Origin of the sequence: Streptomyces sp. NPDC020597 (assembly GCF_044335095.1) — a bacterium.
Taxonomy (GTDB): domain Bacteria; phylum Actinomycetota; class Actinomycetes; order Streptomycetales; family Streptomycetaceae; genus Streptomyces.
The window spans coordinates 87,940-101,834 of the sequence record NZ_JBIRUL010000027.1 but is presented as its reverse complement, the minus strand read 5'-3'; the positions used below and the strand labels follow the sequence as shown (position 1 = coordinate 101,834).

Annotated in this window: 10 protein-coding genes; 4 read left to right on the top strand and 6 right to left on the bottom strand. The window is 68.3% G+C overall.

What is annotated here, in order from left to right; genetic code table 11:
• Positions 1–239 (bottom strand): ArsR/SmtB family transcription factor (locus ACH4ZA_RS32625; protein ID WP_398432854.1); only part of this gene is annotated, 239 nt, incomplete at its 3' end.
• Between the two features lie 379 nt (positions 240–618).
• Between ACH4ZA_RS32625 and ACH4ZA_RS32620 the strand changes: the two genes are divergently transcribed.
• Positions 619–705: a hypothetical protein gene (locus tag ACH4ZA_RS32620; protein WP_398432860.1), complete on the top strand. Its 87-nt coding sequence runs from the start codon at positions 619–621 to the stop codon at positions 703–705.
• A gap of 782 nt (positions 706–1,487) precedes the next feature.
• Here the strand turns inward: ACH4ZA_RS32620 and ACH4ZA_RS32615 are convergent.
• The 5 genes from ACH4ZA_RS32615 to ACH4ZA_RS32595 form a co-directional block, all read right to left on the bottom strand.
• Positions 1,488–3,119 (bottom strand): glycoside hydrolase family 13 protein, encoded by a 1,632-nt coding sequence (locus ACH4ZA_RS32615; protein WP_398432853.1) that lies wholly within the window; start codon positions 3,117–3,119, stop codon positions 1,488–1,490.
• Between the two features lie 70 nt (positions 3,120–3,189).
• Positions 3,190–4,110 carry a carbohydrate ABC transporter permease gene (locus ACH4ZA_RS32610; protein ID WP_398432852.1) on the bottom strand — a complete coding sequence of 307 codons (921 nt, stop codon included), beginning with the start codon at positions 4,108–4,110 and terminating at the stop codon, positions 3,190–3,192.
• A complete protein-coding gene (locus ACH4ZA_RS32605) occupies positions 4,107–5,087 on the bottom strand; it encodes a carbohydrate ABC transporter permease (RefSeq protein WP_398432851.1) in 981 nt (326 codons plus the stop codon). Before ACH4ZA_RS32605 ends, ACH4ZA_RS32610 begins: the two co-directional genes overlap by 4 nt.
• Positions 5,088–5,169: 82 nt before the next feature.
• Positions 5,170–6,465 (bottom strand): ABC transporter substrate-binding protein, encoded by a 1,296-nt coding sequence (locus ACH4ZA_RS32600; RefSeq protein ID WP_398432850.1) that lies wholly within the window; start codon positions 6,463–6,465, stop codon positions 5,170–5,172.
• Positions 6,466–6,684: 219 nt separating this feature from the next.
• Positions 6,685–7,743: a LacI family DNA-binding transcriptional regulator gene (locus tag ACH4ZA_RS32595; protein ID WP_398432849.1), complete on the bottom strand. Its 1,059-nt coding sequence runs from the start codon at positions 7,741–7,743 to the stop codon at positions 6,685–6,687.
• A 103-nt stretch (positions 7,744–7,846) separates the two neighbouring features.
• Here ACH4ZA_RS32595 and ACH4ZA_RS32590 point away from each other — a divergent pair, with 103 nt between their 5' ends.
• The 3 genes from ACH4ZA_RS32590 (at position 7,847) to ACH4ZA_RS32580 (ending at position 13,752) form a co-directional block, all read left to right on the top strand.
• Positions 7,847–9,172 carry a glycoside hydrolase family 32 protein gene (locus tag ACH4ZA_RS32590; protein ID WP_398432848.1) on the top strand — a complete coding sequence of 442 codons (1,326 nt, stop codon included), beginning with the start codon at positions 7,847–7,849 and terminating at the stop codon, positions 9,170–9,172.
• A 646-nt stretch (positions 9,173–9,818) separates the two neighbouring features.
• Positions 9,819–10,211 carry an SgcJ/EcaC family oxidoreductase gene (locus ACH4ZA_RS32585; RefSeq protein WP_398432847.1) on the top strand — a complete coding sequence of 131 codons (393 nt, stop codon included), beginning with the start codon at positions 9,819–9,821 and terminating at the stop codon, positions 10,209–10,211.
• Positions 10,212–10,713: 502 nt separating this feature from the next.
• The gene (locus ACH4ZA_RS32580) at positions 10,714–13,752 is read left to right on the top strand and encodes an MGH1-like glycoside hydrolase domain-containing protein (RefSeq protein ID WP_398432846.1); all 3,039 of its coding nucleotides are present in this window, start codon (positions 10,714–10,716) and stop codon (positions 13,750–13,752) included.
• The last annotated feature ends 143 nt before the right edge of the window (positions 13,753–13,895 follow it).

The following is a 13,895-nucleotide window of genomic DNA, read 5'->3' as shown; positions in this document are numbered from 1 at the left end:
TTGAGGACTGTGGCGAGGTCTCGCAGAGGACCGGGCTGGAGGGCGTAGACGCGGCGCTGGCCGGTGCGCCGGGAGGTCACGACACCGGCACGCTCAAGGGCCTGCAGATGCTTGGTCGTCTGCGGCTGCCGCGCCCCGGCGAGCTGGGCCAGAACCCCGACCGAGCGGGGCCGGTCCGCCAGCAGTGCCACGAACCGCCAGCGGGCCGGGTCGGCCAGCGCGGAGAGTAGTGCGTCCATAGGATGAAGTATTCTCTAGAAAGAATATTCGCGTCAAGGAATATTCTGCTTGCGCTCGAACGGTTACGCTCAGCGACCACTGACACTCGGAGCCGATGTGGGGGTTGAGCAGGCTCAAAGCGCGAAGGGCGTCCTGAACGGTGTAGTCACGGGTCGGGGTGGCGCCGGAACAGTTGGCCCAGTGGTGCCGCGCACCGGGGGCGTATGGCGCGGGCGCAGCCGTCGGGGGTGGCCCGCCCGCAGACGCCGGCCGGCCGGGTCGGGGACGGGCGGGGGTGGATGCGGTGGCGTACGGGCGGTAGTTCGCTCCACCCGAGTACCGCGTGGGTCGTTCTGGACATCGGTCGCCGCCGAACACTTCGCCTTTTGACCCGACAACATCTGGCAGGGTTGCCGCCCCCAGACGCTGGCGGCGTATGCCGAGCGCCTCATCGACACCCACTCCTGGGAATTCTGGTGGGACTGAACCCGGCCTGCCGGGAAACGAACACTTGAGAACTGGGAAGCGATCTTCAAGGCCTCGTATTGGTCCGTGTCAGGGACACCCGTCAACTGCACAAACGTCCGCGTGGGACACGATGTTCAAGCAGCGCCCCGGAGAACGCCGCCCAAAAGAAGCCGTCTTGCCGCCGTAGATCGTGCGCACGTGCTCGGCGAGGGCCTCGACGGAGGCGTAGTCGGAGACGTACGTGCGAATCCATTCGACGCCCGCGACGCCTGTCGTCCCGGTCTTCTCCGAGTCGGCTTGACACCGCCTGAGCCGACCATGCGGTGGCGGGCGATCACTCCCGCCCCTGCTCCCTCCAAGGCCGGCAGCGCAACAAATGTGGCCGACGACCCGGTCTGCGCCTCCAGAAGCGCCTGGCCCTACTCCACCGCGTCTGCGTGCGGTTCGTGGCCGACAAGACCGCGCTGCCGGAGCTGATGTCCACCCGCCGGTACGACACGCGCTCGGACGAGGGACTGGCGACCGCCGTCGACTGCGCCGGCGCGTTCCTGCGGTAACTGATCGGGGACGCTCAACTGCGCAGCGAAGTGAGCCGCGACGTTGTCGCCTGAGCCGGTGGAGGCAGCTGTCGGCGATCGGGGGGTGCACCGGAGGTAACCGCAGGAACGAACAGTGCGGCCGGGCAGGATGATTCCGCCGGCCACTGTCCCGTCACAGCCGCCCGAAGGAAGACCGACTCGGTCGACGGACCAGGGCCTGTCCGGTCGGGCGGGGAGGAGACCGGACAGGCCCTGGTGGATTCAGGCGGTGCGCAGCCAGACCGTGGTGTCCGGCGGCAGCAGTCCGTCGTGGCCCAGGGGCCCGGAAGCGAGGAGCAGGTCGTGGGCTTCGGGGAGAGCCATGGGCCGGTGGGAGAGGTTGACGGCGCACAGCAGTCCGTGGCCGCGTTCGAAGAGGAGGGTGCCGTGGGGGCTGTCGAGCCAGCGGAAGTCCTCGCCGCGCAGGGCCGGGGTGGTGCGGCGCAGGCGCAAGGCGTCCCGGTAGAGGTGGAGCATGGAGGCGGGGTCGGCCTGGTTGGCTTCGGCGGTGTATGACTTCCAGTTCTCGGGCTGCGGGAGCCAGGGGGTGGAACCGGGCGGGCCGAACCCGAAGGGTGCGGTGTCGCCGCTCCAGGGCAGGGGAACGCGGCAGCCGTCGCGGCCGCGGGCCGTGCGGCCGGAGCGTTCCCAGGTGGGGTCCTGGAGGACGTTGTCGGGGAGGTCTTCGACTTCGGCCAGGCCGAGTTCCTCGCCCTGGTAGATGTAGGCGCCGCCGGGCAGGGCCAGCATGAGCAGGGCCGCGGCGCGGGCGCGGCGGGTGCCCAGGTCCAGGTCGCAGGGCTGGGTGTGGGCGCGCAGCGGGGCGCTCACACCGGTGTGGGCGCGGCCGTAGCGGGTGACGTGCCGGGTCTCGTCGTGGTTGGACAGGACCCAGGTGGCGGGGGCGCCGACGTCCGCGAGGTCGGTGACAGTGCGGTCGATGACCCTGCGCAACTCGTCGGCCTGCAGAGGGCATTTGAGGAAGTCGAAGTTGAAGGCCGTGTGGAGTTCGCCCGGGCGGAGGTAGCGTGCCAGGCGTCCGGGGCGAACGTGGGCCTCGGCGACGAAGACGCGGGGGTCGGGGTAGCTGTCGGCGACGGCGCGCCAGTCGCGGAAGATGTCGTGGACGCCGTCACGGTCCCAGTGCGGGTGGTTCGGCCGGTCCTCGTGGGCGATGACGGAGAACTCCGGCAGGCCGAGGTCGGGGAGTGCGGGATCCTTGGCCATGCCGTGGGCGACGTCGATGCGGAATCCGTCGACGCCGAGGTCGAACCAGAAGCGCAGGATCGACTCGAACTCGGCGCGGACCTCGAGGTTGTCCCAGTTCAGGTCGGGCTGTTCGGGGGCGAACAGGTGCAGGTACCACTGGCCGTCGCCGGTGCGGGTCCAGGTGGGTCCGCCGAAGGCCGCGTGCCAGTCGTTGGGGGGTTCGGATCCGTCTTCGCCCCTGCCGTCGCGGAAGACGTACCTGTCCCGCTCGAGGGAGCCGGGGCCGGCGGCGAGCGCCTGCTTGAACCAGGTGTGCTGGTCGGAGGTGTGGTTGGGGACGATGTCGAGGATGACGCGCAGGCCGAGCGCGTGGGCCTCGGCGATGGCCTGCCGGGCCTGGTCGAGGGTGCCGTAGGCGGGGTGGATGTCACGGTAGTCGGCGACGTCGTAGCCGCCGTCGGCCAGCGGGGACGGGTACCAGGGGTTGATCCAGATCGCGTCGACGCCGAGGTCGGCCAGGTAGGGCAGGCGGGAGCGGAGGCCGGAGAGGTCCCCGGTGCCGTCGCCGTTCCCGTCGGCGAAGCTGCGTATGTAGACCTGGTAGATCACGGCGGAACGCCACCAGCGGTCGGGTGCTGTGCTCACGTTGTGCCGGGTTCCTGACTGTTCGGTGTGCAGGTGAGGGGTGTCGCCGGTGAGAGCCTCGCGGCTCCGGTCAGCCCTTGACGGCGCCGCTGGTCAGGCCGCGGACGAAGTACCGCTGCAGGAACAGGAAGACCGCGAGCGGGACGAGGACGGAGAACAACCCGGCTGCCGTGACGAGTTCCCAGCCGGTGCCCTGCTGGTTCAGCAGGTTGCTGACCGCGATGGTGACCGGCTGCTTGTCGCCGGGGCCCACGAAGACCAGGGCGACCAGGAGGTCGTTCCACACCCAGAGGAACTGGAAGATCGCGAAGGAGGCCAGCGCGGGGGCCGACATCGGCAGGATCAGCCGGTAGAAGGTCTGGAAGTGGCTCGCGCCGTCGATCTTGGCGGACTCGATGACGTCCCTGGGGAGGGTCGCCATGTAGTTGCGCAGCAGGTACACCGCGAGCGACATGCCGAACCCGATGTGCGCGAGCCAGGCGGCCGGGAAGGTGCCGTTGAGGTGCATGGAGGCGTACAGCTTGATGATCGGGACGAACGCGACGTAGTTCGGTACGACGAGCAGGCTCACGATGACGATGAAGAGGGTGTCGCGGCCCTTGAACGTCATGAAGGTGAAGGCGTAGGCGGCGAAGGCGGCGATGAGCAGCGGCAGGAACACCGCCGGGAGGGTGATGGCCATGCTGTTGAGGAAGGCCGTGCCCAGGTCGGCCTGTTCGATGGCCTTGGAGTAGTTTCCGGTGGTCAGGTGGGTGAAGCCGCCGGGGTGGGCCAGCAGGGTCCACCAGCCGCTGGAGTTGGCGTCGTCGACACTGCGGAAGGACGTGACGACCACCCCGAGGGTGGGCACCGTCCACAGGGCGCACACCAGGAGCATACTCAGCTTGGTGGGCAGTCTGCGCCCTGCGTTCCTGCCGCGGGGTGTCCGGGCACGGCGCGGCCGCGCCGGGGCGGAGACCTTCTGCGTTGTCTGCGTTGTCTGGGTGCTCATGCCGACTCCTCCGCCCTGAACTGGCGAATCTGGTAGATCATGATCGGCACGATGGCGATGAGCAGCATGACGACGATCGCCGACGCGTAGCCGTAGTTGTAGTTGGTGTAGAGCTGGTTGAAGAACTCCAGGCCCACGACGTTGGTGTTGAACGACCCGTTGGTCATCACGTACACGACGTCGAAGACCTTCATCACGGTGATGAGGACCGTGACGAAGACGGTGATGATCGTGCCGCGGATCTGCGGGATGATGATCCGCCAGAAGATCCGGCCCTCGCCCGCGCCGTCCAGGCGGGCCGCCTCCAGGGTCTCCATGGGGACGCCCTTGATGGCGGCGGACAGCAGGACCATGGAGAAGCCCGCCTGTCCCCACAGCAGCATGATCATGAGCAGCATGCTGTTGGCGTGCGCGGTGCTCTGCTGGAGCCAGGGGACGGGGTCATGGCCGAAGGCGGTGACGACGCCGTTGAGCAGACCGGTCTGCTCGGTGCCGGCGGGCTGGGCGGCGTACATGAAGCGCCACACCGTCGCGGAGCCGACGGCGCTGATGGCCATGGGCAGGAAGACGATGGTCTTGGCCGCCTTCTCCGCGGAGGAGGAGAGGCGGTCGGCGAGCACGGCGACGAGCAGGCCCACCGCGATGCACGCGGCGGGGACCAGGGCTATCCACAGCAGCGAGTTGAGGAGGGTCTGCCGGAAGGCCGGTGTGCCGAGGAGGCTGGTGAAGTTGTCCAGTCCGACGAAGCTGGTGCCGTCGCTGCCCTTGAGGCTGTCGACGACGGTGACGACCGTGGGGTAGACCAGGTAGACGCCGATCGCCGCGATGGCCGGCGCGATGTAGAGGTAGGGCTTGATCCGGTCTTCCCAGCGGCCCGGGAGGACTTCGGCGAGTTTGTCGAGCACCCAGTAGACGGCCAGGGCGGCGGCGATGCCCGCCAGCACCGTGAGCACCGTCGAGAGTACTTGGCTGGCCACGGCGGTTCCTTCCTCGAGCACGGGAGTATCGGACGGGGCGGCGGGCCGCCGGGAGCGTGTGCCGGCGGCCCGCCCTGCGTGGTCAGCCGGCGGGCCAGCCGGCGTCGATGTTCTTCAGGGCGGCGTCCAGCGACTCCTCTCCGGTGATCCAGGCCGTCATCTCCTTCCAGAAGGTGCCGGTGCCGACCGCGGTGGGCATCGCGTCGGAGCCGTCGAAGACGAAGCCGGTGGAGTCGTAGGCGACCTTGGCGACCGACTGGGTCGTCTTGAGCGGGTAGGCGGAGAGCGGGAAGTCCTTGTGCGGGGAGATGAAGGACGAACCGTTGCCCGCTGCCGTGGTGCCGAGGTCGGTGGCCGCCAGCAGCTTCATGACCTTGCGGGCGGCGGGGCTGTCCTGGTAGATGGAGGCCGTGTCGCCGCCGCCCTCGACCGGGTTCCCACCGTTCGCGGTGGCCGGCGGCAGACCGAAGACGCCGACCTCGGAGTCCAGGTTCTTCTGGACCGGCTTGGGGAAGAAGCCGGTGATGAAGCTGCCCTGCTGGTACATGTAACAGCCCGGCTTGTCCTTGAACATCGCGTTGCCGGCGGTGCCGAAGGCGTTGCTGGCGATCGACTTGCGGCCGCCGAGCACGTTGCCGTCGGTGAAGGCGATCTTCTCGAACTGGGCGGCGGCCTGGCGGACCAGCGGCGAGTCGAACTTGACCTTGTGCGCGACCCACTCGTTGTACTTGTCGACGCCGCCGTACTTCAGGACCAGGTTCTCCATCCAGTCCGTGGCGGGCCAGCCGGTCGCCGTGCCGGACTCGATGCCCAGACACCAGGGCGTTTTCCCGTCGGCCTTGATCTTCGCCGTGAGGGTGTCGAGTTCGTCGAGGGAGGTGGGCGCGGTGTAGCCGGCCGACTCGAACGCCTTCTTCGGGTAGAAGACCAGTCCCTTGACGTTCATGCTGACCATCAGCCCGTAGGTCTTGCCCCTGGTCTTGGCGACGTCCAGCGTGCCTGCCGTCATGCTCTTGCTCAGCGCGGGCAGGTCGAGGACGTCGTCCAGCGGGGTGATCTTGCCCTTGGACGCGAGGTCCTTGATGATGCCCGGTTGCGGCAGAAGTGCGATGTCCGGCGCGTCGCCCGCCTGCACCTTCTGCACGAGCAGCTGGTTGATGTTGTCCACCCGGCGCCACTGGACGGTGAGGCCCTGGGCCTTGGCCTCGGGGGCGAGCTTGGCCTTGAGACCGTCGATGATCGGTTGGTCCATGCCCGTCCAGATCGTGATGGTCTTCTTGTCGCTCGCGCTGCTGCCGGAACCGGACGAGCAACCGGTGGCGAGCAGTGCGAGCGCGCTGAGCGCGGTGACACCCACAACCAGCTTCCGTGTGGACATGTGTTCCTCCTTGGCCGGTGCGCCGGGCGGTCGGGGAGCCGCCGTCATGCACCTGAGGTGACCTGGTCTGCCGGGGCGGGTCTTGCACCGGGCCACCGCGGCGGGTTACTAATTCGGGTTAGTGGCCGAAAGCTAGCCGCCAGCCGTTTCGTGCGTCAAGGACTTGTTACGAGGGAGTCATCCGTGGATGACCATCTGTATCCGCGGGGCCGGCCCGGCTCAGGCCCCGGCGGGCCCGCCGGCCGGCGGCGCCGTGGAAGCACGCAGCACGAGCGGGCAGTGCACCACGGTACGCCCGCTCTGCAGGGCAGGACCGCCCGCGGCCAGCTGCTCGGCGGCCAGCCGGCCCATCGCGTCGTACGGCAGCCGTACGGTGCTCAGCGCCGGGTGGATCTCGGCGGCGAGCTCGAACTGGTCGTCGTAGCCCATGACCGAGATGTCCTCCGGCACCCGCACACCTGCCTCCAGGAGTGCCAGGAGCGCACCGAACGCCATCCGGTCGTTGCCGCACATGATCGCGGTCGGCCGGGGGCTGCGCTGCAGCAGCTTGCGGGCCAGTTCGTAGCCGGAGTCGGCGTGGTAGTTCCCGGACAGGACGGCGGACCGGCGGGGGTCGAGGCCCGCACCGCGCAGTGCTTCGCGGAATCCGCGCAGCCGGGCTTTGGTGGCCCAGACGCTGGCCGTACCGGTGAGGTAAGCGATGTCCCGGTGCCCGAGATCGAGCAGCGCCTGGGTGGCCTCCCGTCCGCCGCGCACCTCGTCGGGCAGGATCGTCGGGAGGGGGTCGCCCGGGACGAAACAGTTCAGCAGAACCGTCGGCACCCTTGCGGCATCGTCCGGGAGCGTCACCGATCTGGTGCCGGCCACGGCGAAGATCAGGGCGTCGGCCTGCCGGTCGAGGAGCTCGCCGACCAGTTGCGCGGCCTGGCGGTTCGAGCCGCCGGTGTTGACCAGGACCAGCAGGTTGCCGTGGCGTATCGACGCTTCGTGCGCCCCCTTGATCGCGGCGGCCGCGAACACGCCGAAGTCGATGTCATGGCTGACGAAGCCGATGGTCGCGCTGCGCCCCTGGCGCAGCCCCTGCGCGGCGCGGTTGGGACGGTAGTCGAGTTCGGCGGCAGCCTGCAGAACCCGCTGCCGGGTCTCGTCGCTGATCGTCTGCCCGGCTGTCCGGTTGAGGACGAAGGAGACCGTCGCCGGCGAGACGCCGGCCAGCCGCGCGACATCGGCCCGGCGGGTCCGTCTGTCCCTGGGTGGGTGATCTTCATGGGTTGACACGCGGCAAGAGTACGAGATGCCCCACCCCTGAGAGTCGGCCACCGCACGGGCCGGTCCCATCTGCTCAATAGCGCGTTCCATCATGATGAGAGGTATCTGCGATATGCCCACATGGCTGCACTACGAGCCCGCGAAGGGTTGGATGAACGACCCCAACGGGCTGATCCACTGGCGGGGCCGACACCACCTCTTCTACCAGTACAATCCGGACGGAACGGAATTCGCCAACCAGCACTGGGGCCATGCCAGCTCCCCGGATCTGCTCACCTGGACCGAGCACGAGACGGCACTCTTCCCGGGCCCGGCCGAAACCGCGCCGTACGACGCCACGGCCTGCTTCTCCGGCTGCGCCGTCGCCCACGACGGCGGCGTCTCGATCCTCTACACCGGTGTCCTCGGCGACGCCCAGCTTCCCTGCCTCGCACACGCCGCCGACGACGGGCTGTCGGGCTTCGTCAAGGACCCGGCCAACCCGCTCGTCCCCGCGCCGCCCGCCGCCGACATCACCGAGTTCCGCGATCACAGCGTGTGGCACGAGGCCGGGGAGGACGGCGGGGCCGGCCGGTGGCGGCAGTTGGTCGCGGGCGCGCGCCGCGAGCACGGGGGCTCGGTGTTCGCCCTGTCGTCGGCGGACCTGCGGGCGTGGGACTACGACGGCGTCTTCGTGGACCGGGCCGCCGCGAAAGTGCCGGGCGCGGTGTGGGAGTGCCCGGACTACTTCCCCGTGGACGGTACGGGGGCGCTGCTGGTCTCGGTCATCCACGAGGACGGCGAGGAGGGGCCCGCGGTCTGGTGGATGACCGGCACCGTGTCGGAGGCCGGCTTCGAGGTGCGTGAGAGGGGCGTCGCGGATGTCGGCGACCGCTTCTACGCCCCTCAGTCCTACTGGGCCGCCGACGGCCGCCGGATCCAGTTGGGCTGGATCCGTACGCACGAGGACCCCGCCGGCCTCGGCGGACCGGCGGTGGGTTTCATGTCCCTGCCGCGCGAGCTCTCGATACGGCAGGGCCGCCTGCGCTCCCGGCCGGCGGCCGAGCTGACGCGACTCCGACGGGCCGCGACACCCCTGCCGGAGACCGGCGCGGTCCACCTGGATGAGGGAAGGGTCGCGGGTGAGCTGGTGCTCGACGCCACGGCAGCGGACAACGCACGGTGCGTCGTCCTGCGTTCCCGGGACGGAGCCGAGATGACCGTGACCCTGGCGGCGTTCGCCGGAGCCGACGGAGAGCTGCGTTTGTTCTGGGACGCCGGCATCGTCGAGGTCTATCGCGGCGGCATCGTGGGGACCTGGTCGGACCTGCGGATCGCCGAGGTCGCCGAGCTGCGGCTGGACGGCCGCCCGGATGCGGCGGGCGGCCGGGCCCAGCTCTGGGAACTCTCCCGGCCGGACCGCCATGCCGGCCCGGCCGCCGGGCACGCCGCTGGATGACGGCGCCTCCAGCAGCACACGGCAGCGGCGGGGCGGACGCCACGCCCCGCCACCCTCCCGGCGTCCAGCGGGCCCCGCGACCGGACGGCCGAGGCTCCCCTCCACCCCGTCGGCCGCAGCGTTCAGCTGTTCAACGACGACGCCGTCTCCCTCATCCGACAAGCCCATCGCCGAAGCCACCGGCCGCCTCTTTGTCGTCCCCCGCCGAAGAGAGCGGCCTAAGCCTCCCGCGGGAACACCGAATCCATGCCTGAGCAGCGGGAAATCAAAGCCCACACCCGGTAAGGCAGCGGCTTCTGAGGCAGGGGCGGTGCTGAGCAACAAGTGACCGAGCTGTGCACAAGTGAGCCAAAAGAGCGACGAGTTGAGCACGGATCAAGCTTTCGTGAACTTGTCGGCGAACATATCCTCCTCGACGGCCAGGCCGCTCATTGACGCCCATCTCCAAAGGAAGAGCCTTGTTGAAGAGAACACTCCTCTCGCTCGCGGCCGCCGGGGCGAGCGTCGCCCTCACGGCCCCCGCCGGTACCCGGTACCCGGAGGGTCGGCCACGGCGTGGAAACACCCGCCATGGCCACGGCGTAGGCGCCTTGCAGGCGCAGGGCGACTTGACCTCAAGTTCGCTTGAGGTCCCAGAGTGATCCGCATGAACACCGAAGCCGCAGACATCAAAGCCATCGAACAGGTCGTGGCCGCCGTTGAGCGCGCCCAGCGCGCCAAGGATGTGGAGGGTTTCCTCGCGCTGTTCCATCCCGATGCCCTCTGGACGACCGCCCATGGCAAGGTCCTCGTCGGCTTCGACGCGATCGCCGAGTTCACCCGCGCCGTGCTGCCCACTGCGAGCTGGGACGGTGAGGTCACCTACGAGGCGGTGCACATACAGTTCCTGCGGCCCGACGTGGCGGCCGTCAAGGTCCGCCAGATCTACCACTCGGCAGAGGGCGACACGGAAGGCGCTCCGCTCTACGTCATGACCAAGCAGGACGACGGGAAGTGGCTGATGCACGCAGGCCAGAACACCGAAGTGCGGGTCGGTTAGGACCTGCCCGAGCGATCATGTGACTGAAGCGCCTTCGGACCGTGGAGGACGGTCTCAACCTTGCCGGCGAGGACTCCTGGAACCTCCCGCACGTTGCCGACCACCACGACACGTCTCCGACGATCGCCCCGCTGGGACCTCCTCAGCGGGGCGATCCCGTTCCCACTCATCGGCGCCCTCCGCGCCGGACCCGTCGGCGTTTTCAGCGTCGCCCGACAGACAGGGTCGCCGCCCTTGATGCGGCGGGCCGGATTCAAACCCTGCCCCATCGGGTCGACCGCACACACCCCTTCTGCCTTCCGCCTGACCAACTGACCCGACGCCGACAGGTATGCCGGCGCTCACAAGAGAGGGCGCCGATATCCGATACATCATTACTCTTCAGGTTTTCCAATCCCTTATCGGACCTCTTGACCTGCCCATAGTTCCGGCATTACGGTCCCCCCTCAGAATCTCGAACAGTGTTCGACATTTCGAATTGAATACCCCGCATGAGTGCCCAATGGAGGACACCTCAATGCGTTACCGACTTAGATTCAGCAACCGCCTGATCGCCGCGCTGTGCGGCTCGATGCTGTCCACGAGTCTGTTGGCCGTAGGGCCCGGGGCCACCCCCGCCCAGGCGGCCGACGACCCCAACGCGGTGGCACTCGACAAGGACGCGATCCTCGCCGCCAGCGGGCTCGACGAGCGGCAGTGGTACAAGGACAACATCCCGTTCGTCGACACCCCCGACAACGACATCGACGACGTCTACTACTACCGGTGGAGCACCTACAAGCGGGCGCTCCGCTACACCGTGCCGGGCACGGGTTACGTGTCCACCGAGTACGACGTGCCGATCGGCTACGCCAACAATCCGTACACAGCTCTCCCGGACGCGGCCGGCTACCACCTGCTGGACGGACGCTGGCTGCACAACCGCGACTACGCGGGTGACTACCTGAACTTCTGGCTGCGCGGGGCGGGCAACTCGGGCGCGCGGAGCTTCAGCGAGTGGATCACGAGCGCCGCCTACCAGCGCTATCTCGCGACCGGTGACGCCGCGCAGATCAAGTCGGCCCTCCCCCACCTCATCGCCCTGTACAAGCGGTGGGACGCCGACTTCAACACCGACATCACGGTGAACGGCACCCAGTCGACCAGCGACCTCTACCACCAGAGCCCGCTGTCCGACGCCACCGAGTACACCGAGACGTCGATGCACAGCAGCAACTGGTTCAGCGGCGGCCGTGGCTACCGGCCCACAATCAACGCGTACATGTTCGCCGCCGCCCAGGCGATCAGCAAGATCGCCACCATGACCGGCGACACGGCGACCGCGAACGACTACGACGCCAAGGCCACGCAGCTCAAAAGCGCCGTGCAGAACTCGCTCTGGGACCCGCAGCGCAAGTTCTTCATGCAGGTCTACAACACGGACGGCACCAACGGCGCCCTGAAGCAGACCAGGACGACCTGGCGGGAGCTGATGGGCTACGCCCCCTGGGCGTTCAACCTGCCGGACGCCCAGTACTCGTCGGCATGGCAGTACCTGACCGACGCCAAGAGGTTCAAGGCGGCGTTCGGACCCACGACCCTGGAGCGGGTGCACGACTTCGAGGCCGAGCAGGCCACCCGCAACCACGCCGACCTGTTCAACTCGGCGACCGCCTCGGGCGGCCAGTACATCGGGAAGATCGACTTCGACGACAGCTACGTCACCTTCACCGTGGACGCGCCCGCCGCCGGGACGTTCCCGGTGACCGTGTACTACGCCAACGCCACCGGCGGCACGTCGACCCACAACCTCGTCGTGAACGACGCCACCGCCACCCCGATCACCGTCAGCTACCCGGCCACCGGAACCTGGGGCAAGTTCGCGGAGTCGCAGGCCGTCACCGTGCAGGTCCCGATGAACGCCGGGGCCAACACACTGAAGTTCGCCAAGGGCACGAGCTTCGCCGAGATCGACCGGATCACGGCGAACCCGTACTTCAACTACCAGGCGATACCCGCCACGCAGAAGCACGACGACGCCAACTGCTGCCACTGGAACGGCCCGAGCTGGCCCTTCCAGACGAGCCAGGTCCTCACCGGCATGGCGAACCTGCTCCAGGACTATCCGGCGCAGAGCTACGTCACGAAGCAGGACTACGCGACCATGCTCGCCCAGTTCGCCGACCTCCAGCACAAGGACGGCAAGCCCTATGTCGCCGAAGCCGCCAATGGTGACACCGGCGAGTGGATCTACGACGGAACCAACTTCAGCGAGAACTACAATCACTCCAGTTTCAACGATCTGGTGCTCACCGGTCTACTGGGCATCAAGCCGCAGGCGAGCAACACGCTGGTGCTGAAGCCGCTGGTCCCGTCCAACTGGGACTACTTCGCGGTGGAGTCCCTGCCCTACCACGGGCACACCTACTCGATCCGCTGGGACAAGGACGGCACCCACTACGGCAAGGGCAGCGGACTCCAGGTCTTCCAGGACGGCCAGCGCATCCACCAGTCCTCGACGCTGGCCAACACCACGGTCGACGTCGCCGCCCCGATCACCCCGGCACAGCCCCCGCGGATGGTCAACGTGGCGGCCAACCCGCTGACCGCCGAGCAGGACTGGCTGGGCCGGGCCATCACACAGCCCTTCCCGAAGGCCTTCGCCTCCTACACCAACACCGTCTCCAACGGCCCGCACTGCCACAGCGGACAGACCTGCAAGCCCACCACGTTCGACGCCCCGCTACGGGCCACCGACGGCTGGATCCGCTACGACAAGACCCCCGACGACCGGTGGACCAACTCCGGCTCGCCGAACGCCACCGATACCCTCGGCGTCGACTTCGGCGCGCCGCGGAAGATCAACGAGGTCAAGTTCTACACCTACGACGACGGCGCGAACATCCGCGTCCCGGCGAGCTACACCGTCCAGTATTTCGCCAACGGCTCGTGGGTGGACGTCCCGAACCAGACCAGGAGCCCGGCCGCGCCGGTCGCCAACAACGCCAATGAGGTGACGTTCCCGACGGTCACGACGTCCCAGTTCCGAGTCCTCTTCACTCCGCAGGCGGGCAAGTTCGTCGGCGTCACGGAACTGGAGTCCTGGTACCCGGAGACCCCTGCCGTGAAGATCGTCAACAAGAACAGCAACCTGGAGCTCGGCATCTCCGGCTCCTCGATCAACGCCGGTGGCGCCGCCCAGCAGCAGACAGCCGACATCACGGCCAATCACTGGTGGAAGATCGTCCCCGCCGAGAACGGCTACTACAAGATCTTCAACACCAACAGCGGCCAGGTCCTCGGCATCAAGGACGCCTCCAAGACGGCCGGCGCCGTCGCACTCCAGTGGGGCGACACCCTCACCTCCGACCACCTGTGGTCGCTGGTGGACGCCGGCGGCGGCTACAGCAAGATCGTCAACAGGAACAGCGGCCTGGTCCTGGGCGTCCAGAGCATGTCCACCGCATCCGGGGCCACGGTCCTGCAGTGGGACGACACAGGCACCCCCGATCACCTGTGGCGCATCGTCACAGACGACGGATCCACCCCGTTCAACTCCTGACCGGACCCTCCCCCGCCGCGTCGGCATCACCTGACGCCGCCGCGGCGGGGACCCGTCCGTCACCGGCATTCATCCGTCGTCGGGGCGGATGCGGTGCCTTCACGAACGTGGAACCCCTAGCGCAAAGCACCCGTGCCGCCCAC